This is a genomic window from Streptomonospora wellingtoniae, assembly GCF_031845375.1.
GTDB lineage: Bacteria > Actinomycetota > Actinomycetes > Streptosporangiales > Streptosporangiaceae > Streptomonospora > Streptomonospora wellingtoniae.
Genome location: NZ_JAVREK010000006.1, coordinates 111,540 through 138,311 on the forward strand (window position 1 = coordinate 111,540; position 26,772 = coordinate 138,311).

At 73.2% G+C, this 26,772-nt stretch carries 26 protein-coding genes; 10 read left to right on the plus strand and 16 right to left on the minus strand.

The window, feature by feature from the left end; translation table 11 throughout:
- Window positions 1–128 precede the first annotated feature (128 nt).
- Together RM446_RS08255 and RM446_RS08260 are read right to left on the minus strand one after the other, a co-directional pair.
- Window positions 129–1,016, minus strand: coding sequence for a 2-hydroxy-3-oxopropionate reductase (locus RM446_RS08255; protein ID WP_311544583.1), 888 nt, complete (start codon window positions 1,014–1,016; stop codon window positions 129–131).
- A 218-nt stretch (window positions 1,017–1,234) separates the two neighbouring features.
- The gene (locus tag RM446_RS08260) at window positions 1,235–2,035 is read right to left on the minus strand and encodes a hydroxypyruvate isomerase family protein (protein ID WP_311544584.1); all 801 of its coding nucleotides are present in this window, start codon (window positions 2,033–2,035) and stop codon (window positions 1,235–1,237) included.
- A gap of 478 nt (window positions 2,036–2,513) precedes the next feature.
- On the opposite strand from RM446_RS08260, the gene uraD reads away from it, so the two are divergent.
- From uraD to pucL, 3 genes are all read left to right on the plus strand, one after another.
- A complete protein-coding gene (uraD, locus tag RM446_RS08265; protein WP_311544585.1) occupies window positions 2,514–3,044 on the plus strand; it encodes a 2-oxo-4-hydroxy-4-carboxy-5-ureidoimidazoline decarboxylase in 531 nt (176 codons plus the stop codon).
- Window positions 3,044–3,406 carry a hydroxyisourate hydrolase gene (uraH, locus tag RM446_RS08270; protein WP_311544586.1) on the plus strand — a complete coding sequence of 121 codons (363 nt, stop codon included), beginning with the start codon at window positions 3,044–3,046 and terminating at the stop codon, window positions 3,404–3,406. Before uraD ends, uraH begins: the two co-directional genes overlap by 1 nt.
- A gap of 79 nt (window positions 3,407–3,485) precedes the next feature.
- Window positions 3,486–4,418, plus strand: coding sequence for a factor-independent urate hydroxylase (pucL, locus tag RM446_RS08275; RefSeq protein ID WP_311544587.1), 933 nt, complete (start codon window positions 3,486–3,488; stop codon window positions 4,416–4,418).
- Window positions 4,419–4,481: 63 nt separating this feature from the next.
- Here the strand turns inward: pucL and allB are convergent, their stop codons facing one another.
- Window positions 4,482–5,843, minus strand: a complete 1,362-nt coding sequence (allB, locus tag RM446_RS08280) for an allantoinase AllB (protein WP_311544669.1) — start codon at window positions 5,841–5,843, stop codon at window positions 4,482–4,484.
- A gap of 131 nt (window positions 5,844–5,974) precedes the next feature.
- On the minus strand, window positions 5,975–7,270 hold the full coding sequence (locus RM446_RS08285) for a DUF6986 family protein (protein WP_311544588.1): 1,296 nt from the start codon (window positions 7,268–7,270) through the stop codon (window positions 5,975–5,977).
- A 306-nt stretch (window positions 7,271–7,576) separates the two neighbouring features.
- On the opposite strand from RM446_RS08285, the gene RM446_RS08290 reads away from it, so the two are divergent.
- Window positions 7,577–8,311: an IclR family transcriptional regulator gene (locus tag RM446_RS08290; RefSeq protein ID WP_398694743.1), complete on the plus strand. Its 735-nt coding sequence runs from the start codon at window positions 7,577–7,579 to the stop codon at window positions 8,309–8,311.
- A 130-nt stretch (window positions 8,312–8,441) separates the two neighbouring features.
- Here the strand turns inward: RM446_RS08290 and era are convergent, their stop codons facing one another.
- From era to RM446_RS08320, 6 genes are all read right to left on the minus strand, one after another.
- Window positions 8,442–9,410: a GTPase Era gene (gene era / locus RM446_RS08295; RefSeq protein WP_311544590.1), complete on the minus strand. Its 969-nt coding sequence runs from the start codon at window positions 9,408–9,410 to the stop codon at window positions 8,442–8,444.
- A 63-nt stretch (window positions 9,411–9,473) separates the two neighbouring features.
- Entirely contained in the window at window positions 9,474–9,827 is a 354-nt protein-coding gene (locus RM446_RS08300) for a cytidine deaminase (protein WP_311544591.1), read from the minus strand.
- A 122-nt stretch (window positions 9,828–9,949) separates the two neighbouring features.
- On the minus strand, window positions 9,950–11,287 hold the full coding sequence (locus RM446_RS08305; protein WP_311544670.1) for a hemolysin family protein: 1,338 nt from the start codon (window positions 11,285–11,287) through the stop codon (window positions 9,950–9,952).
- 47 nt (window positions 11,288–11,334) lie between these two features.
- Entirely contained in the window at window positions 11,335–11,832 is a 498-nt protein-coding gene (gene ybeY / locus RM446_RS08310) for an rRNA maturation RNase YbeY (protein ID WP_311544592.1), read from the minus strand.
- Window positions 11,833–11,926: 94 nt separating this feature from the next.
- Window positions 11,927–12,976 (minus strand): PhoH family protein, encoded by a 1,050-nt coding sequence (locus RM446_RS08315; RefSeq protein ID WP_311544593.1) that lies wholly within the window; start codon window positions 12,974–12,976, stop codon window positions 11,927–11,929.
- A gap of 177 nt (window positions 12,977–13,153) precedes the next feature.
- Window positions 13,154–13,510: a histidine triad nucleotide-binding protein gene (locus RM446_RS08320; protein WP_311544594.1), complete on the minus strand. Its 357-nt coding sequence runs from the start codon at window positions 13,508–13,510 to the stop codon at window positions 13,154–13,156.
- A gap of 610 nt (window positions 13,511–14,120) precedes the next feature.
- Between RM446_RS08320 and RM446_RS08325 the strand changes: the two genes are divergently transcribed.
- Together RM446_RS08325 and RM446_RS08330 are read left to right on the plus strand one after the other, a co-directional pair.
- The gene (locus tag RM446_RS08325; protein WP_311544671.1) at window positions 14,121–14,651 is read left to right on the plus strand and encodes a SigE family RNA polymerase sigma factor; all 531 of its coding nucleotides are present in this window, start codon (window positions 14,121–14,123) and stop codon (window positions 14,649–14,651) included.
- Window positions 14,648–15,394 carry a hypothetical protein gene (locus tag RM446_RS08330; protein ID WP_311544595.1) on the plus strand — a complete coding sequence of 249 codons (747 nt, stop codon included), beginning with the start codon at window positions 14,648–14,650 and terminating at the stop codon, window positions 15,392–15,394. The genes RM446_RS08325 and RM446_RS08330 overlap by 4 nt, the downstream gene beginning before the upstream one ends.
- Before the next feature lie 94 nt (window positions 15,395–15,488).
- Here RM446_RS08330 and RM446_RS08335 read toward each other — a convergent pair whose 3' ends face one another.
- From RM446_RS08335 to hrcA, 3 genes are all read right to left on the minus strand, one after another.
- A complete protein-coding gene (locus RM446_RS08335; RefSeq protein ID WP_311544596.1) occupies window positions 15,489–16,274 on the minus strand; it encodes a 16S rRNA (uracil(1498)-N(3))-methyltransferase in 786 nt (261 codons plus the stop codon).
- Between the two features lie 145 nt (window positions 16,275–16,419).
- Window positions 16,420–17,571, minus strand: a complete 1,152-nt coding sequence (gene dnaJ, locus RM446_RS08340; protein WP_311544597.1) for a molecular chaperone DnaJ — start codon at window positions 17,569–17,571, stop codon at window positions 16,420–16,422.
- Window positions 17,572–18,585 (minus strand): heat-inducible transcriptional repressor HrcA, encoded by a 1,014-nt coding sequence (hrcA, locus tag RM446_RS08345; RefSeq protein ID WP_311544598.1) that lies wholly within the window; start codon window positions 18,583–18,585, stop codon window positions 17,572–17,574.
- Between the two features lie 164 nt (window positions 18,586–18,749).
- Between hrcA and RM446_RS08350 the strand changes: the two genes are divergently transcribed.
- From RM446_RS08350 to RM446_RS08360, 3 genes are all read left to right on the plus strand, one after another.
- Window positions 18,750–19,598 carry a DUF3097 domain-containing protein gene (locus RM446_RS08350; RefSeq protein ID WP_311544599.1) on the plus strand — a complete coding sequence of 283 codons (849 nt, stop codon included), beginning with the start codon at window positions 18,750–18,752 and terminating at the stop codon, window positions 19,596–19,598.
- A 100-nt stretch (window positions 19,599–19,698) separates the two neighbouring features.
- The gene (locus RM446_RS08355) at window positions 19,699–20,889 is read left to right on the plus strand and encodes a DUF4870 domain-containing protein (RefSeq protein WP_311544600.1); all 1,191 of its coding nucleotides are present in this window, start codon (window positions 19,699–19,701) and stop codon (window positions 20,887–20,889) included.
- A 219-nt stretch (window positions 20,890–21,108) separates the two neighbouring features.
- Window positions 21,109–21,720, plus strand: a complete 612-nt coding sequence (locus RM446_RS08360; protein ID WP_311544601.1) for a DUF4870 domain-containing protein — start codon at window positions 21,109–21,111, stop codon at window positions 21,718–21,720.
- A gap of 73 nt (window positions 21,721–21,793) precedes the next feature.
- Here RM446_RS08360 and hemW read toward each other — a convergent pair whose 3' ends face one another.
- Genes hemW through RM446_RS08375 form a run of 3 tightly spaced genes read right to left on the minus strand, consistent with a single transcriptional unit; the run spans window position 21,794 to window position 24,852 of the window.
- The gene (gene hemW, locus RM446_RS08365; protein WP_311544602.1) at window positions 21,794–23,026 is read right to left on the minus strand and encodes a radical SAM family heme chaperone HemW; all 1,233 of its coding nucleotides are present in this window, start codon (window positions 23,024–23,026) and stop codon (window positions 21,794–21,796) included.
- Window positions 23,027–23,085: 59 nt separating this feature from the next.
- Complete coding sequence (locus tag RM446_RS08370) at window positions 23,086–23,751, minus strand: MOSC domain-containing protein (RefSeq protein ID WP_311544603.1); 666 nt, start codon at window positions 23,749–23,751, stop codon at window positions 23,086–23,088.
- Window positions 23,752–23,811: 60 nt separating this feature from the next.
- Entirely contained in the window at window positions 23,812–24,852 is a 1,041-nt protein-coding gene (locus RM446_RS08375; RefSeq protein ID WP_311544604.1) for a LacI family DNA-binding transcriptional regulator, read from the minus strand.
- A gap of 104 nt (window positions 24,853–24,956) precedes the next feature.
- Here RM446_RS08375 and RM446_RS08380 point away from each other — a divergent pair, with 104 nt between their 5' ends.
- Window positions 24,957–26,609, plus strand: coding sequence for a glycoside hydrolase family 13 protein (locus RM446_RS08380; protein WP_311544605.1), 1,653 nt, complete (start codon window positions 24,957–24,959; stop codon window positions 26,607–26,609).
- Window positions 26,610–26,772 lie beyond the last annotated feature (163 nt).

Sequence of the window (26,772 nt, forward strand, 5' to 3'; positions counted from 1 at the left end):
CGCTGAACCCTTCGTGCTAGTGGGGTTTCAGGGGCCGCCGGCGGAACGCCGGGTGCGGCCAACACCCGGGGCGCCCCTCCGCGGTCGCACCGCGGACCGGACGCCGCCTCCGCCGGCGGCCACCGGGTCTACTTCTGCTCGGCGGTGAGCTGGTCGACCAGCTTGAGCAGAGCCGAGTGGTCGAGGCCGCCGTGGCCCTGGGCCCTGAGCGCGCCGATGAACTGCGCCACCAGCGCGCCCATCGGAATGGGCACGCCCGCCTCGCGAGCGGCGGCGGTGACGATGCCCATGTCCTTGTCGTGCAGAGCGATGCGGAACCCGGGCTCGAAGCGGCGGTGGCGCATGGCCTCGCCCTTGCGGGTGAGCACGGTGCTGCCGGCCAGTCCCCCGTTGAGTACGCGCAGGCCGGCCTCGGTCTCGACTCCGTGGGCCTCCAGGAACACCAGGGCCTCGGCCACCAGCTGGATGTTGCCGGCGACGATGAGCTGGTTGGCGGCCTTGACGGTCTGGCCCGCGCCCGAGGGTCCCACCAGCACGGCGGTGCCCAGAGGGCCGAAGACGTCGGCGGCGGCGTCGAAGTCGGCGGCGTCCCCGCCGACCATGATGGACAGCACCCCCTCGACCGCCCCGGCCTCACCGCCGCTGACCGGCGCGTCGAGGACGCGCAGACCGCGCTTGGCCCCCTCTTCGGCCACGGTGCGCGCGGTGTCGGGGCGGATGGTGCTCATGTCGATCACCAGCGCTCCGGGCGCCGCGTTGTCGAACACGCCGCCGGTGGAGAACATCGCCTCTTCGACGTCGGGCGAGTCCGGGACCATGGTGATGACGACGTCGGCGCCGGCCACGGCCTCAGCGGGTGAGGACACGGCGGTGCCGCCCTTCCCGGCGAAGCGGTCGGTCTGCTGGGGGCTGCGGTCGTAGCCGCGCACGGCGAAGCCGGCGGAGACCAGGTTGGCGGCCATGGGCAGGCCCATGATGCCGAGCCCGACGAACGCGATCGTGCGGGTCTGGGACATGGCGGGTTCCCTCCTTAAAGGGCGGTCGGTGTGGTGCGGTAGCAGGGTCGCGGCGGCGGCTCGGGCAGGGTGCCCGCCGTCGGCGGCGGGCGGATGCGGGCGCTGCGGAGCGCCTCGGCCAGGGCGGCGGTCGGGCCGGGCGCCCGCACCGCTCGTGGTTGCCCGGCGGGGGCGCGGCCTCGGGAAGCGGGGCGGGCGCCGGGGAGCCTCGAGCGGCCTCAGAGGCGCAGCCCGCCGAAGCTGTCGGCGGTGGCCCCTGTCGGCTTGTACTCCAGCCCCACGTAGCCGCTGTAGCCGCCGTCCTGCGCCAGGGCGAGCAGGTCCATCAGGGGCAGTTCGCCGCTGCCGGGCTCGCCCCGCCCGGGTGCGTCGGCGATCTGGATGTGTCCGAACTCGGCGGCGTGGTCGCGCACTACGGCGGCCACGTCGTCCCCGTTGACCGCCAGGTGGTAGAGGTCCGCGAGCAGCGCGACGTTTGCGGCGCCGGCCTCCTTCGCGGCGGCGACGAAGGCGCGCCCGTCTGCGGCGGTGATCAAGGGGTAGTCGGCGGAGCCGCTGATGGGCTCGATGAGGACCGTGCCCCCGACGGCCTCCAGCGCCTTGGCGGCGGCCAGCGTGTTCTTCAGGGCGGTCTCGTCCTGCTCGGCGGGGTCGACGCCGTCCCGGCGCAGCCCGTAGAGCGCGTTGAACCCCGTGGTTCGGGTGCGTTCGGCGATCGCCGCGACGACGTCGAGGTTGTCGCGGAGCTCCGATACCCGGTCGGGGTGGGAGAGGACGCCGCGGTCGGGGCCGGGCAGCCGCCCGGCGAACAGGTTCAGCCCGGTCAGGCTGACGCCGGCGTGCTCGACGGAGGCGACGAACGCGTCGACCTCCGCGTCGCCGGGTGCGGCGCTCTCGAAAGGCCACCAGAACTCGACGGCGTCGAATCCGGCCTGGCGCGCGGCGGCGGGGCGCTGGTGCAGCGGAAGCTCGGTGAACAGCAGCGAGCAGTTGACGGTATAGGGCAGCGAGTGGCTCACGGCTCGCCTCCTTCGGGAGGACGTGTGGTGGGTTCGGCTGGTGCGGAGCCTGCCTGCGCAGGCCCCGGAGCGTCGCGCAGGAGGCCGCCGAGCGCTCTCCGGCGCGCTCGGCGGCGGAGCCGGCCCGGGCGGGTGCGGCAGCGGGAAGAAGGACGGCGCGGACGGGGTGGCTGTGCCTCGGATCGTCTGGATCGTCGGGCCGCTACAATAGTTTTCACTATGTGGAATTTGTTTTTCACTTCAAGGAATAATTGTGAGTTTGCGCCACGCCCATAAGCTTGTCAACCACCCGTGGGGCTCCGCTTCGGCGGCGGCTCGGCCGCATGCGCGCGCGCCCGCTGCCGACCGGACGCGGATTTCCGCCGCTGCGCCGGGTACGCCTCCCGAACACCGGGCAGGTTCATGGCCACCGGGGGTCCCGCTGCGACGCCCTTCGGACCCGGGTCACCGCCGGGCACGACCGGCGAAGGAGGACGCCATGCCGGACGACACCGCAGTGCAGAGTGCCGACGCCGGACTCGCGCGCGTCAACGCGCTCGCCCCCGAGGAGTTCCGGGCGGAGTTCGGCCGGTGCCTGGAGGTCGACCGCTGGGTGGAAGGGCTCCACTTCAGGCGCCCCTTCGGGTCGCGCTCCGAACTGCTGGACGCCGCGGACCGGATCGCGCGCACGCTCACCGAAGACGAGGTCGCCGCCGCCCTGGCGCGGCACCCGCGCATCGGCGAGCCTGCCGGCGGCGCGGAAACCGAGGCCGGGTGGTCCCGCGGCGAGCAGTCGGGGTTCACCGCAGCAGAGGCGGGCCTGCGCGAGCGGTTCGCGGCCGTTCAGGCCGACTACGAGCGACGCTTCGACCGCATCTACCTGGTCTGCGCGGCCAACCGCTCGGCCCGCGAGCTGCTGGACGACCTCACCGCCCGCATGGGCAACGACGCCGCGACCGAGGAGCGCGTCGTCGCGGGCGAGCTCCGCCGCATCGCCCTCCAGCGCGTCGGAAAGGTGCTCGACAGCTGATGAGCCACATCACCACGCACGTGTTGGACACCGCCCGGGGCCGGCCGGCCGCAGGAGTCCCGGTACTCCTGGAGCACCCGGCAACCCACGCGGCGAGCGCCGACGGCCGCACCGGCGGCTGGACGGCGATCGCCTCCGCAGCCACCGACGACGACGGGCGCGCCGGCGCCCTGGGCCCCGAACGGCTCGCGGCGGGGCCCTACCGTCTCGTCTTCGATACCGCCCACTACTTCGCGCGCACCGGACAGCAGGCCTTCTACCCGGAGGTGTCGGTGGTGTTCGAACTCGCCGACGAGGACGCCCACTACCACGTTCCGCTGCTGCTCAGCCCGCATTCATACACGACCTACCGCGGCAGCTGAGCCGCGGCGCGCCGGGCGCCGCCGTCGGCGCCCGGCGACCGGGTCCACCGGCCCCCACCACCGGACCGAGGAGCCAGTCATGGGAATCCGGCTCGGGCGCAACGAGTACGGCAAGGCCGAGGTGCGCCTCGTGCACGTCGACCGCTCCGCCAGCGTCCACCGCATCAAGGACCTCAACGTCAGCACCCGGTTGCGGGGCGACATGGAGGCGGTGCACACCCGCGGCGACAACACCAACTGCCTGACCACCGACACCCAGAAGAACACCGTCTACGCGCTGGCGCGCGAGCACGGGGTCGGCGCCGCCGAGGAGTTCGGACTGCTGCTGGCCCGGCACTTCACCGGCGAGCACGCCTCCGTCCACGGTGCCGCGGTGGAGCTGCAGGAGTTCGCCTGGCAGCGCATCCCCACCTCCGAGGGGCCCCACGGCCACGCTTTCGTGCGCAGCGGGGCCGAGACCCGCACCGTCGTGGTCACCGCCGACCGCGGCGGCGAGTGGGTCGTGTCCGGGTTCGAGGGGCTGACGGTGCTCAAGTCCGCCGACTCGGAGTTCCGCGGGTTTCCCCGCACCCGGTTCACCACCCTGGCCGAGACCGGCGACCGCATCCTGGCGACCGACGTCACCGCCCGGTGGCGCTACGCAGCCGGTTGGAACGCGCCGGGCAGCGCTCCCGAGGAGGCTCCGGAGGCCGTGGGGTGGGACGCGGCCTACGAACGGGTGAAAGGGCTGGTGCTGGAAGCGTTCGCGACAACACCGAGCCTGGCGCTACAGCAGAGCCTGTACGCCATGGGCGAGGCGGTGCTGCGCGAGCGCCCGGACATCGCCGAGATCCGCTTCTCGATGCCGAACAACCACCACTTCGCTGTGGACCTCGCCCCCTTCGGCATGGACAACCCCAACGTGGTCTTCCACGCCGCCGATCGCCCCTACGGCCGCATCGAGGCCGCCGTCGAACGCGACGACGCCCCGGACGCGGGCCCGGCCTGGGACTCGGTGCCCGGTTTCGTCTGAGAGGGCCGGGCGGGCGCGCGGCCGCCGCCCCCGCAGCCGACCACGCGGCGCGGCGGTCCGCGGCTACAGGGCCGTCCGGGCGACTCCCCGGCTCAGCAACCGGCCGTGCGGCGCCGCGTCCGGGGCCCCGGGATGGACGCGCCGGCCGCGCAGCCAGGTGGCGCGGACCTCCCCGAGGACGTCGCGGCCGTGGTAAGGCGTCAGCGGGTGGCGGTGGCTCAGCGAGGCCGCATCGACCCGGAAGGCGGAGTCCGGGGCGACGACCGCGAAGTCGGCGTCGAAGCCCGCGGCCAACGCTCCCTTTCCGGGGAGCCCCGCGATCTCGGCGGGGCGCCGCGACATCCACGCGGCCACGTCGGCGAGCGTGTACCCCCGCGCGGCGGCAGCCGTCCACACCGCGGCGAAGCCCACCTGCAGGCCGGAGATCCCGCCCCACGCCGCCGCGAAGTCGCCCGCGGCGGTGTCCTTGAGATCGGGGGTGCTCGGCGAGTGGTCGCTGACCACGCAGTCCACGGTCCCGTCGGCCAGGCCCTGCCACAGCGCCTCCCGGTCGGCGGCGCCGCGGATCGGCGGGCAGCACTTGTACTCGGTGGCCCCCGCCGGCACGTCCTCCGCCGCCAGCGCCAGGTAGTGCGGGCAGGTCTCGGCGGTCACCTGCACACCCTCGGCGCGCGCCCGGGCGAGGCGCGCCAGGCCCGCCGCCGACGACAGGTGCAGAAGATGCACGCGCGTACCCGCGGCCCGCGCCGCCTCGACCGCCGTACCCACCGCCGCCGCCTCGGCCTCGGCCGGACGGGAGGCCAGGAAGCCCGCGTAGGTGCGCCCGCGCGGCTCGGGCGCCGCCGCGAGCACGCCGGGGTCCTCGGCGTGCACGATCAGCAGCCCGCCGAACCCGCCGAGGACCGCTGCCGCGGCACGCAGCCGCTCGGCGCTCAGGTGCCCGAACTCCGGCACCCCCGACGGCGACAGGAACGCCTTGAACCCGCAGACTCCGGCATCGTGCAGCCGCCGCAGCTCGCCCGCCGTCCCGGGACCGGTGTTCTCGGGCACGGCGCCGCCCCAGAAGGCCACGTCGACCGCGACGGCTCCGTCGGCCGCCGCGCGCTTGGCCGCCAGGCCGCCGAGGGTCGTGGTGGGCGGAACGCTGTTCAGCGGCATGTCGACGAGCGTGGTGATCCCGCCGGCGGCCGCGGCGCGAGAGGCGGTGGCGAAGCCCTCCCATTCCGTGCGGCCCGGCTCGTTGACGTGCACGTGGCTGTCGACGAGGCCGGGCATCAACACCTCGTCCGCCGCGGTCTCGACGGTGTGCGCGGCCCGCGCAGCGCTGCCGAATCCGCCGACCCAGGCGATGCGCCCGTCCCGCACCCCGATCGCCGCCGCGCGCTCCCCGTCGGGGGTGACGGCGCGCCGCGCCCGGACGATCAGGTCGCAGTCGCGGTCGGCGCGCTCGGACTCCGCTCCCGCTCCGCACCCGGATCCGGTGCCGTTCGTGTCCACATCCCCTCCGTTCCCCGAGTCGCGGCGCCGCCCGGCGCCGGCCGCTTCCGTGGCGGTCGCTAGCTGATCCGGCGCTGCGCCAGGGCGGCGAGGTCGTCGGCGCCCGCGCCGCAGGCCGCGGCGACCTCGGGCTCGTCGAGGGCGCCGCACTGCAGTCCGCGGGTGAGCACCGAGGCCAGGGCCTGGGCCGTGGCGGGTTCGTCGAGGACGGCGCCGCCGACCGATCCCAGATAGTCGGCCAGGCGGGCGGCCGCCGGCCCGAGCGCGCGGCGATAGAAGACGTAGGTGGCCAGATACCGGGTGGGCAGCTGGTGCGGGTGCATGTCCCAGCCCTGGTAGAAGGCCCGCTCCAGGGAGCGCGACACCAGCCGCGTGTGCAGCCGCCAGGCCGCGTGCACCTGCTCGGCCGGACCCACGGGCAGCACGTTGGTGGAGCCGTCCGAGAGCCGAACGCCCGTACCGGCGGCCGCCACCTGCATCACCGCCTTGGCGTAGTCGGCGGCCGGATGGTCCATGGCCTGGTGCGCGGCGGTCACGCCGCAGGCTGCGGTGTAGTCGTAGGTGCCGAAGTGCAGGGCGGTGACCCGGCCGCCGCCGGCCCGCACCATCCGGGCCAGGTCCGCGGTGCCGCCGGGGCCGATCACACACTGCGGGGTCTCGACCTGCAGTTCGAACCGCAGGCGCCCCTCCGGCAGTCCGAACAGCTCCTCCATCCGGGCGAGCGCCCATGCCGCAGCCTCGACCTGCTCCACCGACGTGATCTTGGGCAGGGTGATCCGCAGACCCTCCGGCAGCCCGCCGGCCTTCTCCAGTAGGGCGCTCAGGAACAGGGTCAGACTGCGGGTTCCGCGGCGGCGCCCCTCGGCCTCCATGCCCTTCATACGGATGCCGATGCCGGGCGGGGCCGTCCCGGCGGCCACGTCCGCGCCGAGCGCGGCCGCCGCCGCGCCGACGTCGGCGTCCTCCGCATCGTCGGTTCGGACCCCGTAGCCGTCCTCGGCGTCGACGCGCAGGTCCTCGATCGGTTCCCGGTCCAGCTTGGCCAGAACGCGCGGCAGCGCCGCGGCCACGTCGGCCTCCTCCAGGCCGGTCGCCGCCGCCAGTCCGGCCGCACCCGGGGCGAACGCGCGCAGCGCCGCCGCCGCCTGCTCACCCCAGGCGGCGGCAAGGCCGCGCCGGATTCGGTCGGCGGGCACGTAGACGGTGTGCACCGGCTGCCGCCCGCCGCCCGTTCCGGGGTAGTCGCGCCGCAGGCGCGCGTCGGCTCGGGAGAGCCGGGCGTCCAGACCGGCGTTCACCTCCTCCAGCGCACCCGCCAGGTGCGATGCGGACGGACCGGTGTCCGCGCCCGGCACCGCGCCTCCGCTTCCTCCGCCTGCAACCACCCCTGGGCCACCGCCTCTCGACCGGGTACGGTCACCACCACCGCCGCCTCCGCCCGGGCAGCCGACCACCCGAGAGCAGGGCGGAGACTCTCATCGCGCATGCGACTTCTATATCGCGGACACTAACTTTTACAATTCGGAACAACAAGAGTCGGCGGGCCGCCGGCGGCCCCCGGGGTGCCGCGGCCGCCGGGGCACGAGATGGGAGCAGCTGACTTGGCTTCGTCACAGGCGGCGGCCGGCGCCGGCCCCGCACCCAGGGCGCGCTCGGGCGGCGTGCAGTCGCTGGACCGCGCGTTCTTCCTGCTGGAGATCATGGCCGAGGCCGGAGGCGAGGTCTCGCTGAGCCAGCTCGCCGAGTCCTCCGGTCTGCCGCTGCCCACCATCCACCGCATCATCCGCACCCTGCTCGCCAACGGCTACGTGCGTCAGCTCCCGTCCCGGCGCTACGCGCTGGGCCCCCGGCTCATCGGCCTGGGCGACAGCGCCTCGCGGATGCTGGGCACCTGGGCGCGGCCGCACCTGGGACACCTCGTCGACGAGCTGGGCGAGACCGCCAACCTGGCCATGCTCGACGGCGACAAGGTGGTCTACGTCGCGCAGGTGCCCTCGCAGCACGCGATGCGGATGTTCACCGAGGTGGGCCGGCGCGTACCGGCCCACTCGGCGGGCGTGGGCAAGGCGCTGCTGGCCCAGCTTCCGGAGAAGGAGGCGCTGTCGACGCTGCGCCGCACCGGCATGCCCGCCGCCACCGACCGCACCATCACCGGCACCGAGGCCTTCCTCGCGGAGATGAACCGCATCCGTGAACGCGGCTACGCCATCGACGACGGTGAGCAGGAGGTCGGGGTGCGCTGCCTCGCCGTGCCCGTGCAGGGCGGACCGGCGATGACGGCGGTCTCGATATCGGGTCCCGAAGCCCGGGTGAGCTGGGACTTCGTCGCCCGTGCCGCCCCGATCGTGCGCCGCACCGCCCTGCAGCTGGCCGGCGACCTCGACCACCGGGACTAGCGTCATCGCCGATCAAGTAGCCATCGCAATCGGAAATCGCTTTCCTAGACGATGGCTACACGACAGCGGGTTCGGTCCCCGCGCAGGCCGTGCGGCCAGGAGAACCAACGGCGAGCGCACCCCGGCCGGCTCAGGTCTGCTGGTCGAAGCCCAGCCGGCGCAGCTGCTTGGGGTCGCGCTGCCAATCCTTGGCCACCCGCACCCGCAAGTCCAGATACACCTTGGCCCCCAGCAGCCCTTCGATGTGGCGGCGGGCGGCCGAGCCCACCTCCCGCAGGCGCGCGCCCTTGGCTCCGATCACGATCGCCTTCTGGCTGGGGCGCTCCACGTACAGCGACGCGTAGATGTCGATCATCTCGCGACCTTCGCGGGTCTCCTTGCGCGGCAGCATCTCCTCCACCACGACCGCGATGGAGTGCGGCAGCTCGTCGCGGACGCCCTCCAGCGACGCCTCGCGGATCAGCTCGGCGACCAGCATCTCCTCGGGCTCGTCGGTAAGGTCTCCGCCGGGGTACAGCGGCGGGCCCTCCGGCAGGCGCTCGCAGAGCACGTCGGCCACCGTGTCGACCTGGAATCCCGACTCCGCCGAGACGGGCACGATGTCGGCCCACTCCCCCAGCCGCTCCACCGCCATCAGCTGTGCGGCGACCGCCGCCTTGTCGGCGCGGTCGGTCTTGGTGACGAGAGCGACCACCGGGGTGTCCCGCTGCGCGGCGAGCTCGCGGGCGATGTAGGTGTCGCCGCGCCCGATCGGCTCGTCCGCGGGGATGCAGAAGGCGATGGCGTCGACCTCGACCAGGGTCGAGCGCACCAGGCTGTCCAGCCGCTCCCCCAGCAGCGTGCGCGGTTTGTGCAGCCCGGGGGTGTCCACGATGATCAGCTGGGCGTCGTCGCGGTGCACGATCCCGCGTACGGTGCGCCGGGTGGTCTGCGGTCGGGTGCTGGTGATGGCCACCTTCTGGCCCACCAGCGCGTTCATCAGGGTCGACTTGCCCACGTTCGGGCGGCCGACGAAGCAGGCGAACCCGCTGCGGAAGCCCTCGGGATGGGAGGGCATCTCCAGCGGAGTGCGCAGCTTGTCCAGGTCGAGGTCGTCCATCTCTCCAGTCTCATCCGCTCCCGCGGCGGACGCCACCGCCGCGGGTCCGACGCGCTCGCGCGCTCAGGGGTGCAGGGCAGCGGTGGGCGTGCCGTCCAGAGCGGCCAGCACCACCAGCGGTGTCTTCATGTCGGCGGCTACGGCGCGGTCGGCTTCCGCCGCCTCCGCGGCCTGGGTGACGACCGCGGCGGCCTCAAGTGCGCCCGCTTCGCTGGAGACCGCCGCGGCGACGGCGGCCTGCAGTGCGGTGAGCTTCAGCGACGGCAGCGCCACGGTGGCCGCGGTGTAGGTGCGGCCGGTCTCGTCGCGCACCGCGGCGCCCTCCGCGGCCTGGGTGCGGGCGCGCGTGGCGCGCGCCAGGGTGACCAGCTTCTCGTCCTCGGGGTCGAGCTGCTCCGGCGCGGCTGGCTCGGTCACGGTCGGTCTCCTCCCAGCGGGGTCGTGTCTCGGCCCGGAGCCAGCGGCGGCCCGGGGTCCGGCGGTCGCGGCGCTCGGGCACGCGCTGCCGCTGCGGGCGGGGCGGACGACCCGCCGCGCATTCACTCCTCACCCGCCTCCGCGGGCTCCAGCGCCTCCACCAGCACCGTGGCGGTCTGGTTGCGGCGTCCCACCGTGTCCTCGGCGGTCAGCCGCAATCCAGCGTAGACGGCCTGGGACCCCGTGATGGGCACGCGCCCCAGAGCGTAGGCGAGCAGTCCGCCGACCGTCTCGACGTCGGGCGCGTCCAGCTCGGTCCCGAACAACTCGGCCAACTCGCCCAGCGGCAGGCGGGCGGTCACGCGCGCCCGGCCCTCGTCCAACCGCTCAATGGGCGGAACCTCGTCGTCGTACTCGTCGGTGATCTCGCCGACGATCTCCTCGACGATGTCCTCGATGGTGACCAGCCCGGCGGTACCGCCGTACTCGTCGATGACCACGGCGACATGGATGCGCCGCTGCTGCATGTCGCGCAGCAGCTCGTCGATCGGCTTGGAGTCGGGCACGTAGGACGCGGAGCGCATGGCGTCGCCCACCGTCTCGGCCCCTGCCAGCTCGGCGCCGACGACCGCGGCGGCGCCGCGCGCCCACTCCTGGCGCATGCGGGCGACGACGTCCTTGAGGTAGACGATCCCCACGACGTCGTCCTCGTCCTCACCGGTGACGGGGATACGGGAGAACCCGCTGCGCAGCGCGAGGGAGAGCCCGTCGTCGAGGGAGGAGTCGCGCTCGATGAAGACGATGTCGGTGCGCGGCACCATCACCTCGCGCACCGAGGTGTCGTCGAGCTTGAACACCGAGTGGATCATCTGCCGCTCTTCGGCGTCGATCACGTGGCCGCGCTCGGCCAGATCCACCAGGCGGCGCAGCTCGCTCTCGCTCGTGAAGGGGCCGCTGCGGTCCCCGAGGCTGCGCGGGGTCAGCGACCGGCCCACCCGCACCAGCATCCGCGAGACGGGGCGCATCACCGGCGCGAGGGGCGCGAGGACGGTGACGCTGACCGCGGCCAGAGAGGCGGCGAACTGGCGGCCCAGGATGCGCGGCGTGACGCCGACGAAGACGTAGTCCACGGCGGTCATCACGACCACCGCGCACGCGGCCGCGAGCCAGCCCAGGCCCAACCAGCCGACGAAGCCCACCGCCAGCGCCACCGCGGCAAGCGCCTCGCAGGCCACGCGCAACAGCAGCACCGTGTTCAGGTGCTCGGTGGGTTCGGCCAGGACCTGGCGCAGCCGCCGCGCAGCGGGGGTGTCGTCGTCGGCCGGCTCGGCCTCCATCCCCGAGGCGCGGGTGACCGCCACCTCGGCACTGACGAAGAACGCCGCGGCCAGGGCGAACACCAGTGCGGCCGGAAAGGCGTAGAGAGGGTCGATCCCGATCGCGCCCGCAGTCGCCGCCATGTCCACCGGGGCCGCGGCCGCCGGCTCGGCACCCGGCCAGGCGGTGATCATCGTGCGGTGTCTTCTCTCTCCTGGGGCCGGTCGCCCGCCGCGCCGTCACTCGCCCGCCAGCCCGAGAGCAGCTCGCCCTGGAGCCCGAACATCTCCTTGTGCTCGTCCGGTTCGGCGTGGTCATAGCCCAGCAGGTGCAGGATGCCGTGCGTGCACAGCAGGTCGGTCTCCTCCTGGGCACTGTGCCCCGCCTTCTCGGCCTGGCGGGCGGCCACCTGAGGACAGATGATCACGTCGCCCAGCACGCCCGGCTCCGACGGACGGTCCTGCCCGCCGGGGCGCAGCTCGTCCATCGGGAACGACATGACGTCGGTGGGCCCGGCCTCGTCCATCCAGCGCACGTGCAGCTCGGCCATCGGCTCCTCGTCGATGAGGACGACGGACAGCTCCGCCAGCGGGTGGATCCTCATGGCGTCCAGGACATAACGGGCCAGCCGGGACAGGCGTTCCTCGTCTGCCGGGACGCCGGACTCGTTCGCGACGTCGATACTCATTGCTCAGGGCGCCTTCGTCTCGTACTCGGAATGGGGCGGGACGCGGGCCGGGCTCCCGTGCGGACGACGCACGGGCCTGCGGCCCGCTGCCGCGTCACCCGGAGGTGCCGGTGCTCGGGCCGGAGCCGGACGCCCCCGGCCGTCCGCGCGCGCTCGGGGAACCGTTCTGCTGCTTGTCGTACCGACCATAGGCGTCGACGATGGCGCTGACCAGCTTGTGCCGCACCACGTCGGTACTGCTCAGCTGGCAGAAGCCGATGTCGTCGATGCCGTGCAGGATGCTCTCGATGGTGCGCAGCCCGCTCGTGGTGCCGCCGGGCAGGTCGACCTGGGTGACGTCGCCCGTCACCACGATCTTGGACCCGAAGCCCAGGCGCGTCAGGAACATCTTCATCTGCTCGGGCGAGGTGTTCTGCGCCTCGTCGAGGATGATGAACGAGTCGTTGAGTGTGCGCCCCCGCATGTAGGCGAGCGGGGCGACCTCGATGGTGCCGGCCGACATCAGCTTGGGGATCGACTCCGGTGCCAGCATGTCGTGCAGCGCGTCGTAGAGCGGGCGCAGGTAGGGGTCGATCTTCTCGTAGAGCGTTCCCGGCAGGTAGCCCAGGCGCTCGCCTGCCTCGACCGCGGGGCGGGTCAGGATGATCCGGTTGACCTGCTTGTTCTGCAGCGCCTTGACCGCCTTGGCCATGGCGAGGTAGGTCTTGCCGGTCCCGGCGGGGCCGATGCCGAAGACCACGGTGTGGCGGTCGATGGCGTCGACGTAGTGCTTCTGGTTGAGGGTCTTCGGCCGGATGGTGCGCCCGCGCGCCGAGAGGATGTTGTGCGTCAGCACGTCCGCAGGGCGCTCGCCGTCGCCTCCCGGCGACCGCAGCATGCTCAGCGTGCGGTCGATGGCGTCGGGGGTGACCACGGTGCCGTTCTTCACGAGTTCGAGCAGCTCTTCGATCAGGCGCACCACCACCGAGGTCTCCTCGGGGCTGCCGCTGATCGTGATCTCGTTGCCGCGGACGTGGATGTCGCTGTCGAAGGAGCGCTCGACCGTGCGGAGCAGTTCGTCGCCCGAGCCCAGCAGGTTGACCATCATGTGCTCCTCGGGCACCGCGATCTTCACCTGCGTGCTCTGTTGTGTTGACTCGACCATGATGTGGCCTTGCGGCCGTCTCGCCCCTGCCTCTCGCGAATACGGAGTCGGAAAACGGGTTCGCCTGTCGCGCGCGGCCCCGAGCCGGGGACGTGATCACCGTGGCCGCAGTGATCGAAGCGAACTCTGTCGTCGGTTTCCAGTCTACCAACGGCATCGCGGCGCTCCCGAGGGGTTTTATCCCGGGGGCCACTCCATTCCGCGCCCGCCGAGCAGGTGGCAGTGCAGGTGGAACACGGTCTGCCCGGCGCCGGACCCGGTGTTGAACACCAGGCGGTAGCCGGTGGAGGCGACACCCTCGTCCTCGGCGATCGAGTGGGCTTCGCGCACGACCTCGTCCACGAGACCGGTGCCGGCGCCGGCGGCCGCGACGGCGTCGGGGTGGTGCTCGCGCGGGATCACCAGCACATGCGTGGGCGCCTGCGGGTTGATGTCGCGGAAAGCCAGCACCCGCCCGCCGTCGCGGACGATCTCGGCGGGCACCTCGCCGGAGGCGATCTTGCAGAACAGGCAGTCGGGATCGGTGGTGCTCACCTGGGGCCTCTCCGTCCGGGTGGTCGTTGCGGCCGCCGCGCCTCCCCCGTCTGGGAGACCGCGCGCGGCGCACCCCATGATGCCCGAGTGGCGCATGGTGTGCTGAAACGGGACGGCCGCCGAGCCGGACGCCGACTGCGGCGACCGCGGCAACCGCGGCGGCGGCGCGGTTGCGGAGTCGGCCGCGTCAGGCCGTCCGGCTGCCGAACCCGGGCACGATCTTCTACGGTATGCGTCACACCGCCCTTCCGCGGTGCACTCCGCGCCGTCATCCCGTCGGCGGGTGTCCCCTCTGCTAGTGGTGCTCCTGTGAGGTCGTCTACCAAGCGTTCCGCAGCTGCGGACGCATCCCGGCCGCCGCGCCGCCTCAGCGGCGGCGCGAGCCGTTCTGCTGCTTCGCACGGCGCGGGCCGCGTCGTCCTGTACCGTCGGCACACTGATGCAAGCACGGGGACGGCGGACCGCGGGCGCCCACCGCGTCCGGCGCGGACGGCCGTTCACGGATTGCAGCGCACGATCACGGCGATTCCGACGCGGAACGAGAAGTAGAGGTATGCCCTTTCGTAAACCCGACGACAAGGGCGCGCGTCAAACCGACGTGACTGAAACCATGGTCGCAGGAGCCCCGACCGCACCGGTCGCCGTCGACTGGGACGCCGACCAAGCCGTCACCCAGCTGTACACCACGCAGTACCGACCGCTGGTCCGGCTGGCCACCCTGCTCGTGCGCGACTCCGGCACCGCCGAAGAGGTCGTCCAGGACGCCTTCGTCGCCATGCACGGCGCATGGCGGCGGCTGCGCGACCCCAACAAGGCCCTGTCCTACCTGCGCCAGTCCGTGGTTAACCGGGCCCGTTCGGTGCTGCGGCACCGGGCCGTGGTAGAAAAGCACGCACCCAAAGCCCTTCCCGACGCCCCCAGCGCCGAACAGGGCGCCATGGGTGAACTCGAACGAGCGGCCGTCATCGAGGCGCTGCGCGAACTCCCCACCCGACAGCGGGAGGCGATCGTGCTGCGCTACTACGGCGACCTGTCCGAGGCGCAGATCGCCGACGCGATGGGCATCAGCCGCGGCGCAGTCAAGAGTCACACGGCCCGGGGGATCTCCGCGCTCCGCTCGGTTCTGGAGCAGACGACATGACCGAACCACCAGAGGACCCGATCGAAGAGCGCCTGCGCGCCATACTGCGCGCCGAGGCCGACTCCGTGGGCTCCTCCCCTGAGGCACTGAACGCCATCCGAGCCCGCACGCAGCGCATGAGCTGGACGACTGCGCTGCTGAACGCCTCGTGGCTGCGGCCGTCGCTCGCGGTCGGCGCAGCGGCGCTGATCGTCGGTTCGGTTCTGCTGGGCACCCCGCAGGTGCGCGACCAGATCCTGCCGCAGTCGCTGACCAGCCCGACCGGCGACACCGGGTCCCCGCCCGCGGACGGCCCGGGCGCTACCGACAAGGACGGGATCACGAGCCCGCCGTCGCGCCCCGACCCCGCCGACCGCCCCGGCGGCGGCGCGGAGCCCACGTCGCAGCCGGTACCCCCCGAGGATCCCGAGGGCAGCGGCGCCCCCTACGGCACGGCCGAGCACTGCGCCTCCGGCGGCGCGCCGTCGCCCGCCCCGCAGCCGAGCACCTCGACAGGACCGGGCGCCACCGCCCGCAGCACGGTGCAGACCGAGTGCGACTCCTCCGACGAGCCCGCCGATCCCACCGAGGCCCCCCAGCCCGACGACCCCGGCGACGGCTCCACCGGCGACTCCACGTCTCCGCCCGACAGCGACGGCGACGGCGACGACGGCGACACCGGCGGCGACTCCGACACGCCCGGCACCTCCGCTCCCGGCGACACCACCACGGGCTCTGGCGACGTGGCGGTCGGGGTCGGCTGAGCGGTTGCCGACGCCGGACCGGTTCCGGGGGCCGCACGAGCCGGCCGCGGCAGTGGCGGAGCAAGGACTGTTCACCGGGGTCGCGCCGGCGGAGTCACCACCGTCCGCAGCGCGCCTGGAGCACGGAGAGCGCGGCCACGCCGGCGGTGGACGTGCGCAGCACTGTCGGGCCGAGCAGGGCGCGCACCGCGCCCGCCGTCTCCAGCCCGCGCAGCTCGCTCTCGGAGAACCCGCCCTCGGGCCCGACCACCAGGACGATCCCCTCCTCGTCGGCGGGCACCGCCTCGGCGCCGGCTCCGGGAGTCCCGGGCGCCGAGAGGCGCTCGGGCAGCGGCAGCGCCGAAAGCCGGACCCCGGCGTCCTCGTGCAGCACGATCCCGACGCCGGCGGCGGCGACCCGCGCGCAGGCCTCGCCGGCGCCTGCCTGCTCGGTGACCTCGGGGATGCGGCTGCGCCGTGACTGCTTGGCGGCCTCGCGAGCAGCGGCCCGCCACTTGGCCAGCGACTTGGCCGCCCGCTCGGGCTTCCATCGGGTGACGCACCGCTCGGCCGCCCAGGGCACGATGCGATCGACGCCCGCTTCGGTCATGACCTCCACCGCCAGCTCGCCGCGGTCGCCCTTGGGCAGCGCCTGGACCACGGTCAGGTGCGGGCGGGGCGGCGGGTCCACGCCGCGCTCCTCGACCGCGCAGACCACGCGGTCCCCGCCGGCTTCGAGCACCCGGCAGCGCGCGCGGGTCCCGGCACCGTCGACCAGGTGCAAGGTCTCGCCGACCGCGATCCGCCGCACCGTAGCGGCGTGCCGGCCCTCGGGGCCGGACAGCACCACGGTGGCGCCGTCGAGCTGACCGGGTTCGCACAGGAAGACCGGAGGTGTCACACCTACCCCATCCCCAGCGCCGGGCGCGGGCGCCCGGCGCGACGGCCGGACACGGGCGCGGGCCGGCTCCGGGTGCCGCGAGCATGCGGAGCCGACCCGCGCCCGAGGGCCCGGCGAACGGTCCGCGGAAGCCGCGGCCGACGCCTCAGCGCGCCCCGAATGCGTCGCGCAGCCGCGAGAAGAGGCCGCCGTGGCCCGGGCTGAACTTGCCCGGAGGCTGGTCCTCTCCGCGCAGCTCGGCGAACTTGCGCAGCAGCGCCTCCTGCTCCTCGTCCAGCTTGGCGGGGGTCTCGACGTCGACCTGGATCATCAGGTCGCCGCGCCCCGCGCCGTCGAGGTGGCGGCTGCCGCGATCCTGCAGCGTGATGACGTGGCCGGAACCGGTGCCGGGCCGCAGATCGATCTCTTCGGTGCCGTCGAGTGTCTCGAAGGTGAACGAGGCGCCCAGCGCGGCGGCGGTCATCGGCACGGTTATGGTGCAGTGCAGGTCGTCGCCGCGCCGCTCGAAGGTCGGGTGCGGACGCTGCACGATCTCCAGGAAGATGTCGCCGCGCGGCCCGCCGTTGGGGCCGACCTCGCCCTCCCCGGCCAGCTGGATCTGGGTGCCGTCCTCGACGCCCGCGGGGATCTGGACCTTGCGGGTGACCTTCTCGCGTACGCGGCCCTCGCCGGCGCAGTCGGCGCAGGGGTCGGTGATGACCGAGCCCTGCCCGGAGCACTGCGGGCACGGGCGCGTGGTCATGACCTGGCCGAGGAACGACCGCGCGACCTGGGAGACCTCACCGCGCCCCTGGCACATGTCGCAGGTCTGGCGGTGGGTGCCCTTGGCCGTGCCCTCGCCCTGGCAGGTGTTGCACAGCACCGCCGTGGGGAAGGTGACGTCCTTGGTCACGCCGAACGCGGTCTCGGCGAGGTCCAGCTCGATGCGGACCTTGATGCTGCGTCCGCGCCGCGCCCGGTCTCGGGGGCTGCGCCCGCCGCCGGGCTGGCCGCCGCCGAAGAACGCGTTCATGATGTCGTCGAAGGGGAAGCCGCCCGCGCCGAAGCCGCCGGCTCCCGCTCCGCCTCCGCCGCCGGAGGGGGCGAAGGGGTCGGCCCCCATGTCGAACATCCGGCGTTTGCTGTCGTCGGAGAGGACCTCGTAGGCCTGGGTCACTTCCTTGAAGCGATCCTGCGTGGCCGGGTCCGGGTTGACGTCCGGGTGGAGTTCGCGGGCGAGCCGCCGATACGCCTTCTTGATCTCATCCTTGGATGCGTCGCGCCGCACCCCGAGGATCTCGTAGTAGTCTCTCGCCACTTACTGCCCCGCAAGTATCTGTCCGAGGTACCGAGCCACAGCGCGTACCGCTCCCATCGTTCCTGGGTAGTCCATCCGAGTGGGGCCGACCACACCGATCTTGGCCAGAGGCTGATCGCCGATGCCGTAACCGGCCGAGACGATCGATGTGGATCTCAGACCCTCGTGAGAGTTCTCGGCGCCGATGCGCACCGTCAGCATGGAAGGGTCGCCCGCCTCTCCCAGCAAACGGAGCAGCACGACGTTTTCTTCCAAGGCCTCGAGTACGTCCCGAAGGCTAGCCGACAAATCCATCGCGGCGAGATTCGCCGTACCACCGAGGACGATCTTCTCGTCGTGGCGCTCGACGAGGCTCTCCAGCAGAACCGACAGTACGGCCGCGGCAAGGGCGCGGTCGTCCGGCGGCAGCTGGCCGGGCAGATCCTCCACGGCACTGGGGACCTCGGTGAGCCACGTGCCCACCAGGGCCCGGTTGAGCATCTGCCGGAGGCTGTCGACAGCGTCCTCGCTGACCGCCTCCAGACCGTCTATGACCCGCTGCTCGACACGGCCGGTGTCGGTGATGAGCACCATCATCACGCGCTGCTGGCCCAATGGGACCAGCTCCACATGCTGCACCGACGACCGCGTGAGCGACGGGTACTGTACCACCGCCACCTGGCGCGTGAGTTGGGCCAGCAGGCGCACCGTGCGCCCCACGATCTCGTCGAGGTCGACCGCACCGCCGAGGAAGGTCTCGATGGCGCGGCGCTCGGCGCCGGAGAGCGGCTTCACGGTGGACAGCCGGTCCACGAACAGGCGGTAGCCCTTGTCCGTGGGGACCCGCCCGGCACTCGTGTGCGGCTGGGCGATGTAGCCGTCCTCCTCCAGCGCCACCATGTCGTTGCGGATGGTGGCGGGAGACACACCGAGGGTGTGCCGGTCCGACAGGGCCCTCGACCCCACGGGCTCGTTCGTGGACACGTAATCCTCGACGATCGCACGCAGAACCGCCAGCTTCCGCTCGTCGAGCACGTGCTCACCTCCTGGCACTCCATGGTCCTAAGTGCTAATTCTAAGCCGTCGTGCAAGGTCGGGCCGAAAACGGGCCGCCGGATCCCGCCACGCGGCGGCGCGTCGCCTGCGACCCGCCCCGAGCCGTCCGGCGCGTCGGCGCGACCGCGGCTACAATCCCCGCCGTGCACACCAACTCCGACAGCTCGGGCAAGAGGTACGGCCGGGACGTCCTGGCGGGCGATTGGCGCCTGCCGCGCAAGGGCGCCGTCGCCGAGGTGGCGCTGGAGCAAGGGCTCGTCCTGGAGTCGGCCGACGAGGGGTTCTGCGGCGCCGTCGTGGGATGGGACAAGCGGACCGTGACCTTGGAGGACCGGCACGGCCGCCAGCGCGTCTTCGACCTGGACGCCGCGGCGTTCCTTCTCGACGGCCGCCCCGTGACCGCGGTACGGCCCGCCGCGGAACCCTCGGGACCGGCCCGCAGCGCGTCCGGGTCGATCGCCGTGCGGGGCGCGCGCTCGCGGGTCGCCAGGCAGAGCCGCATCTACGTCGAAGGCGTCCACGACGCCGAGCTCGTCGAGAAGATCTGGGGGCACGACCTGCGCGTCGAGGGCGTGGTCGTGGAGTACCTCGAAGGCGTCGACCACCTGCCCTCGATCGTGGCCGAGTTCGGCCCGGAGCCGGGGCGGCGACTGGGCGTCCTGGTGGACCACCTCGTGCCGGGCTCGAAGGAGAGCCGCATCGCCGAGCAGGCCGCCTCGCGGCACGTGCTGGTCACCGGCCACCCCTTCATCGACATCTGGCAGGCGGTCAAACCGTCCGTGCTGGGCTTCTCGGCGTGGCCGCATGTGCCGCGCGGCGTATCGTGGAAAGAGGGGGTCCTGCGGGCGCTGGGCAGCGATGAGGAGCCCGGTGAGGCTTGGCACCGGATCCTCGGGGCGGTAGGCAGCTACGCCGACCTCGAACCGGAGCTGCTGGGTCGCGTCGAAGAGCTCATCGACTTCGTCACCGCGGCACACGGGGTGCGAGACTAAGACGTGTCCGGAAGTACCGCGCGCGAGGGGTGCGCGGTGGCCTGACGGGGCACCTGATGGCACTATCGGCCCAACGCAATCGGCACAGCCAAGGGACAAGATGAGCGAGACCCCGCCCAACCGACCACAGCCCCAGGAGGGGCCCTCCGGTGACCAGTCGGCACCAGGCCGCGCTCCCTCTGGCGGGCAGCCCGGCCAGGGGCAGGCGGGCGCCGGCGAGGAGCCCGGCTACGGGCAGCCCGAGTACGGCCAACCCAGCGGGGGGCAGCCCGCATACGGCCAGCCCGGCGGCGCACAGCCGGGATACGGCGCGCCGAGCGGAGGCCAGCCCGGCTACGCCCACCCCGGCTACGGCCAACCCAGCGGCGGACAACCCGCATACGGCCAGCAGCCGGGATACGCCCAGCCCAGCGGGGACCAGCCCGGCTACGCCCACCCCGGCTACGGCCAACCCAGCGGCGGACAACCCGCATACGGCCAGCAGCCGGGATACGCCCAGCCCAGCGGCGGCCACCCCGGATACGGACAGCCGGGCTACGGCCAGGCCGGCGGTGGACAACCCGGATACGGACCGCATCCGGGATACGGCGAGCAGCCCTACCAGCAGCAGGCTCCCGGATACCCGCAGGCGCAGCAGGCCCAACCCCCGCAGCCCGGGTACGGGCCGGAGCCGGGCCAGCAGCAAGCGGGTTACGGCCAACCGCAACCCGGCCAACCCCAGCCCCTCCACCAGCAACCCCAGCCCGGCTACCAGCAGCCGCCGCAGCCCGGCTACGGCCCCCCGCCGCCGCAGCCGGGCGCGCCGCAGCAGGTGCAGGGCTACGAGCAGCAGCCCGGAGCGTTTCCCGGCGGCCCGCCCCCCGGCCAGCAGGGCTACCCCCAGCAGGGCTTCCCCCAGCAGCCCGGCTACGCTCCGGGCCGGCCGCACCAGCCCGCCGCCTCCGACGACGCCACCTGGGCGATGATCGCCCACCTCTCCGGCGTCATCCTGTCGTGCTTCGGCTGGCTGCCCGCCCTGATCATCTACTCGGTGAAGCGCAAGGACTCCCCGTTCGTCCGCCATCAGGCGGGCGAAGCGCTGAACTTCCAGCTGACTCTGCTCATCCCCTACTTCATCGCCTGGGCGGTCTACATCGGCCTCGGCGTCTTCGTACCGTCAATCTCCTGGATCGGCTCCGTGCTCGTCGCGGTGATCTGGGTGGCCTCGATCGTGCTCGGAGTGCTGGCCGCGCTCAGCGTCAACCGCGGCAGCCAGTACCGCTATCCGGTATCGATCCGCATGGTCAAGTGACCGGCCGCGGGGTGCGGGCGGGTGCGCGGCGCCGCCGGTCCGCGCCCCGCGGGAACCCCGCGCCCCGTGGGGGAGTCTCACCGAGCGAGGCCTTCAGCCGGCGGGCGCCCGGCCGGGACTCGGGAGGCCCGGCCGCCCGGCACAAGCGCCGCCGCACATGATGCGATCGCAGCGCCTCCGGCGGACACCGGGGGCCACTCACAGAGGAGACCAGCAGACATGAGCTACCCACCCCAGCCCAACCAGCCCCACGGCGGGGGACAGCAGCAGCCCGGCGGCTACCCGAACTACCCCGGCGGCTACAGCCCGCCGCCCGGGGTCGACCCGAACTACGGGCCCCAGTCGGGACCGCAGCAGGGCTACGGTTCGGGCCCCCAGCCCGGCTACGGCCAGCAGCCCTACCCAGGCGGCCAGCCGCAGTACCCGGCGCCGGTACAGGGCTACCAGCAGGGGTACTACCAGCAGGGCTACGGCCAGCCGGGCTACGGCCAGCCGGGCGGCGAGTACAACCCCTCCGCCGACGAGCGTCAGATGGCGCTGATCACCCACCTGGGCGGGCTGCTCACCACGTGGCTGCTCCCGCTGATCATGTACTTCGTGAAGAAGGACGAGTCGCCCTACGTCCGCCACCAGGCGGCCCAGGCGTTCAACTTCCAGATGACGATGTTCATCGGGCAGGTCGTGTCCTACCTGCTGATGATCGTCATCATCGGCTTCATCACCATCTTCGCCGTGATCGCCGTCGCGATCATCTTCGCCGTCATCGCCGCCGTGGCCTCCAACAAGGGCGAGTGGTACAAGTACCCGATGGCGATCCCGATGCTCAAGTAGCCGTCCGCCGCCCCGGAGCAGGGAGGGCGCCGGCGGCCGGGCCGACCGGCACGGGCGCCCTCGGGCCGGGCCCTCAGGCGAGCCGGCGCACCACTGCGTCCGCCAGCAGCCGACCGCGCCGCGTCAGCACGGCGCGGCCTTCGGCGTGCGCACCCGCCTCCAGCAGTCCGTCCTCCACCGCGCGTGCCGCGCCCGCATGCCCGCGCTCGTCGAGCAGGTCGACTGGGCAGCCCTCGGCCAGGCGCAGCTCCAGCATGATGCGTTCGAATCGGCGGTCGGCGGAACCGAGCACCTCGCGGGCGTGGCCGGGCGAGCGGTTCTCGGCGAGGCGGGCGGCGTAGGCCGCGGGGTGCTTGACGTTCCACCATCGCGTACCGCCGACGTGGCTGTGCGCACCGGGGCCGATCCCCCACCAGTCGCCACCGGTCCAGTAGAGGCGGTTGTGGCGGCTGCGCGCCTCGTCGCCGCGGGCCCAGTTGGAGATTTCGTAGGGGTGCAGACCGGCGGCGGCAAGCGCGTCGTCGGCCATGGTGTAGCGGTCGGCCAGCACGTCCTCGTCGGGTTCGCTCAGCTCCCCGCGGCGCACGCGCGCCGCAAGGCGGGTGCCGTCCTCGACGATCAGCGAGTAGGCCGAGACGTGGTCGACGCCCGCCTCGACCGCCGCCCGCAGCGACTCCTTCCAGTCGGCGTCGGTCTCGCCCGGCGTACCGTAGATCAGGTCCAGGTTCACGTGGTCGAACCCGGCCTCGCGCGCCCACTGGGCGCACTGCTGGGGCCGGCCCGGGGTGTGGGCGCGGTCCAGGACCGCCAGCACGTGCTGCGCGGCGCTCTGCATGCCGAAGGACAGGCGGTTGAAGCCCTGTTCGCGCAGCCGGGCGAGCACTCCGGGGTCGACGGTCTCCGGGTTGGCCTCGGTGGTCACCTCGGCGCCGGGCTCCAGGCCGAACTCGGTGTCGACGGCCGCGAGGATGCGCCCCAGATCCTCGGGCGGCAGCAGCGTGGGCGTGCCGCCGCCGAAGAAGACGGTGCTCACGGGGACCTCGGCGGAGCCCAGGACGCGGCGGGCGAGGCGGATCTCGGCGACGGCCCGGTCGGCGTAGCCCTCGCGGGTGGCGGTGTGGCCGCCGTCGCGCGAGCGCAGTTCTTCGGCGGTGTAGGTGTTGAAGTCGCAATAGCCGCAGCGGGTGGCGCAGAAGGGCACGTGCACGTACACGCCGAAGGGGCGGGTGCCCGCGCCGGCTGCGGCGCCGGCGGGCAGGGAGCCGTCAGCGGGGACGGACTCGCCGTCGAGAGGCACGGAAGGCATGCTTCCAGTGTCGGCGACGGCGGCGACCGGACGGTCCGCCGCCGAGCCCGGCTTCGCTGTCAGCCTTCAGCTGGGTGCACTCCGAGGGCGGCGGCGGACTCCTCCCACACCGCCGAGCGGCCCGGAACCGCCAGGACGCGGCGCAGCAGATCGGGGTCGCGCTCGTAGCGGGCGCGGAACGCCGCGGCGACGCCGATGCCGTGGCCGGGCCGGTGCACCACGGTGATCCCGTCGCCGGCGGTCAGCTCCCCCTCGCCTAGGACGCGCAGGTAGACGCCGGTGCGCCCTTCAGCCGTGAACCGCTTGACCCAGCCGGTCTCGGCCATCCAGGACCGGAACACCCCGCAGGGCGTGCGCGGGAGGGCGGCCTCCAGCAGGACCGTTCCCACGCGCCAGCGCTCGCCGATGAGCACGGCGCCGAGGTCGATGCCGCGTGTGGTGAGGTTCTCACCGAAGACGCCGTCGCGAAGGGGCCTGCCCAGGCGCTCCTGCCACAGGTCCAGGTCCTCGCGGGAGTAGGCGTAGACGGCCTTGTCCGGGCCGCCGTGGTTGTCGCGGTCGGCCTGCTCGTCGCCGGCGACGCCGAGCGTGTGCACGGCCACCGGGCCTGCGGCCGGGCTCTTGTCGATGGCGGTGCGCTTGAGGCGGCCCGCCCAATCGGCGGGGACGGCGGTACCGGTGTTGACCGAGAGGAGGCTGGGCGTGGGCCGGGGGACGCTGGGCATAGGCCACAGGGTAGGGCACCCCGCGCGGCAGGCGCCCGGCCGGCGCCGCCGTGGGAGCGCTCAGGAGACCCGGGCGGGCCTGGCGCGGGAGGCGGAGGACACCGGCGCCGCGGCGGTGGAGCCGCGCACGACCAGCTCGGGGTCGAACAGGTACTCGGTGCGGGAGACGCTGTGCCCGGCGATCTCGTCGCAGAGCGTGCGCACGGTGGCCATCGCCATGGCCTGTATCGGCTGGCGCACGGTGGTCAGCGGCGGGTCGGTGAAGGCGATCAGCTGGGAGTCGTCGTAACCCACGACGGAGAAGTCGCCGGGCACGGACAACCCGCGCTGGCGGGCGGCGCGTACCGCACCCAGCGCCATGAGATCGGAGCCGCAGACCATGGCTGTGACCCCGCGCTGCAGCAGCCGGGCGGCGGCGGCGTGGCCGCCCTCGACGCCGAACAGCGACAGCTCGACCAGGTCCTCGGCGTCGAGGCCGTGTTCGGCCATGGCCGAGCGGTACCCGATGAGCTTGCGCCGGACCGGCATGTAGCGCTCGGGGCCGCTGGTGAAGCCGATCCGGGTGTGGCCCAGTTCGGCCAGGTGGTGGACCGCCAACCGCCCGGCCTCGCGGTCGTCGCAGGAGACGAACGCGGCGGGCACCTCCTCGGCGAAGCCGTTGACCAGCACGATCGGCAGCTTCTGCGCGATCAGGCGGTGGTAGCGGCCGTGGTCGGCCGTGGCGTCGGCGTGCAGACCGGAGACGAAGACGATTCCCGAGACGTTGCGCTCCAGCAGCAGTTCGACGTACTCGTCCTCGACGATGCCGCCCGGCGGACGGGTGCACAGCACCGGCGTGTAGCCCTGCCGGGCGAGCGCCCCCTCGGCCGCCTGGGCGAACATCGGAAACACCGGGTTCTCCAACTCGGGGACGACCATGCCGACCAGGCCGGCGGAGCGCCGCCGCAGGCGCTCGGGGCGCTCGTAGCCCAGCACGTCGAGCGCGGTGAGGACGGCCGCCCGGGTTTCGGAGCCGACACCGGGCTTGTTGTTCAGCACTCGGGAGACCGTCGCCTCGCTCACGTCGGCGTGGCGGGCTATGTCGGCCAAACGTGGACCCATGCCAGCACTGTAATGCAGTTGCCCCCCGTCTCTTGCAACCGGTAGGTAATCTTGCGCAATAGTTTGCACGCACCGCCGCCCAGGCAACGGAGGGAACGACCCCTATGCCCAACCCCCCGGACAACGGGACCGCATCGTCCACCGCAGGCAGGGAGTGGTGGCGCGACGCCGTCATCTACCAGGTCTACGTCCGCAGCTTCGCCGACTCCGACGGCGACGGCGAGGGCGACCTGCGCGGCGTGCGCAGCAGGCTCCCCGAGCTGGCCTCGCTCGGAGTCGACGCGGTCTGGCTGACCCCCTTCTACGTCTCGCCGCTCGCCGACGGCGGCTACGACGTGGCCGACTACCGGGACGTCGACCCCCGCTTCGGCACGCTGACCGACTTCGACGACCTTACGCGGCGCGCCCATGAGCTGGGACTGCGGATCATCATCGACGTCGTGCCCAACCACACCTCATCGGCCCACGCCTGGTTCCGCGAGGCGGTGGCGGCCGCTCCCGGCGACCCGACGCGCTCGCGCTACGTCTTCCGCCCTGGGCGCGGCCCCGGCGGCGACCAGCCGCCCAACAACTGGAAGTCGATCTTCGGCGGGCCGGCGTGGACGCGGCTGAAGCGGCCCGACGGGACGCCCGAGGAGTGGTACCTGCACCTGTTCGACCCGGAGCAGCCCGACCTGGACTGGACCAGCCCCGACGTGCACGCGGAGTTCGACGACGTGCTGCGCTTCTGGTTGGACCGCGGCGTCGACGGCTTCCGCATCGACGTGGCCCACGGCATGGTCAAGGACCCCGCGCTGCCCGACCTGCCCGAGGGCCAGAGGGCCGACCTACTGGACGGCTCCACCGAGCTGCCCTACTTCGACCAGGAGGGCGTGCACGACATCTACCGCAGGTGGAACGGGATCGTGGGCTCCTACCCCGGCGATCGGGCGCTGGTGGCCGAGGCGTGGGTGGAGGACGCGCCACGGGTGGCGCGCTACCTGCGTCCCGACGAACTGCACCAGGCGTTCAACTTCCAGTTTCTGACCGCGGGCTGGGACCCCGAAGCGCTGCGGCGGGTCGTCGACGACTCGCTGGCGGCCAACGGCGCCGTGGGAGCGCCGACGACGTGGGTGCTGTCCAACCACGACGTCACCCGCCATCCCACCCGCTTCGGCGCCGGGGAGCGCGGCCTGCGCCGGGCGCGCGCCGCAGCCCTGCTCGCGCTGGCGCTTCCGGGCTCGGCCTACCTGTACCAGGGCGAGGAGCTGGGCCTGCCCGAGGTGACCGACCTGCCAGAGGACGCGCTGCAGGACCCCACGTGGGAACGCTCCGGACGCACCGAGCGAGGGCGCGACGGGTGCCGTGTGCCGCTGCCGTGGGAGGGCGGCGGAGCGCCGTACGGGTTCGGGCCCCCGGGAAGCAGCCCCTGGCTGCCCATGCCGCCGGGGTGGGGGAGCTACAGCCGCGAAGCCCAGCGCGGCGATCCGGACTCCACGCTGGCGCTGTACACCTCCGCTCTCGCGTGCCGGCGCGCGTCGATCGACCACGCCGCCGACCTGGCCTGGCTCGACGCCGGCGCGGGGGTGCTGGCCTTCACGCGCGGCGACGGGTTCGCCTGCGCGGTCAACCTCGGCGACGGGCCGGCCGAGCTGCCCGGGCCGCTCCTCGCCCCGCGCACGCGGGTGCTGCTGGCCAGCGGCTCGGTGCGGGAGGTCGCGCGGACGCTCGTGCTGCCCGCCGACACGGCGGTGTGGCTGGTGCCCGACGAGAGCTGAGCGGGCCTCGCGCGGCCGGGCGGGGGCGGGCGGCGTGCCGGCGGGCACGCGGCCCGCCCGCTTCGGTTTCGACCGCGTTTCCACATTGTGACCGGATTTCCGTGCAAGACCTTTCAGTCATTGCAAAGTATTGCTAACGTCACTGCACCTCGTACAACGACAA

Coding starts and splice junctions, on each gene's coding strand:
- RM446_RS08255 (WP_311544583.1), bottom strand. CDS start 1,016: ATGTCCCAGACCCGCACGATCGCGTTCGTCGGGCTCGGCATCATGGGC.
- uraD (WP_311544585.1), top strand. CDS start 2,514: ATGCCGGACGACACCGCAGTGCAGAGTGCCGACGCCGGACTCGCGCGC.
- uraH (WP_311544586.1), top strand. CDS start 3,044: ATGAGCCACATCACCACGCACGTGTTGGACACCGCCCGGGGCCGGCCG.
- pucL (WP_311544587.1), top strand. CDS start 3,486: ATGGGAATCCGGCTCGGGCGCAACGAGTACGGCAAGGCCGAGGTGCGC.
- era (WP_311544590.1), bottom strand. CDS start 9,410: ATGGACGACCTCGACCTGGACAAGCTGCGCACTCCGCTGGAGATGCCC.
- RM446_RS08305 (WP_311544670.1), bottom strand. CDS start 11,287: ATGGCGGCGACTGCGGGCGCGATCGGGATCGACCCTCTCTACGCCTTT.
- ybeY (WP_311544592.1), bottom strand. CDS start 11,832: ATGAGTATCGACGTCGCGAACGAGTCCGGCGTCCCGGCAGACGAGGAA.
- RM446_RS08315 (WP_311544593.1), bottom strand. CDS start 12,976: ATGGTCGAGTCAACACAACAGAGCACGCAGGTGAAGATCGCGGTGCCC.
- RM446_RS08325 (WP_311544671.1), top strand. CDS start 14,121: ATGGTCGCAGGAGCCCCGACCGCACCGGTCGCCGTCGACTGGGACGCC.
- RM446_RS08330 (WP_311544595.1), top strand. CDS start 14,648: ATGACCGAACCACCAGAGGACCCGATCGAAGAGCGCCTGCGCGCCATA.
- RM446_RS08355 (WP_311544600.1), top strand. CDS start 19,699: ATGAGCGAGACCCCGCCCAACCGACCACAGCCCCAGGAGGGGCCCTCC.
- RM446_RS08360 (WP_311544601.1), top strand. CDS start 21,109: ATGAGCTACCCACCCCAGCCCAACCAGCCCCACGGCGGGGGACAGCAG.
- hemW (WP_311544602.1), bottom strand. CDS start 23,026: ATGCCTTCCGTGCCTCTCGACGGCGAGTCCGTCCCCGCTGACGGCTCC.
- RM446_RS08370 (WP_311544603.1), bottom strand. CDS start 23,751: ATGCCCAGCGTCCCCCGGCCCACGCCCAGCCTCCTCTCGGTCAACACC.
- RM446_RS08375 (WP_311544604.1), bottom strand. CDS start 24,852: ATGGGTCCACGTTTGGCCGACATAGCCCGCCACGCCGACGTGAGCGAG.
- RM446_RS08380 (WP_311544605.1), top strand. CDS start 24,957: ATGCCCAACCCCCCGGACAACGGGACCGCATCGTCCACCGCAGGCAGG.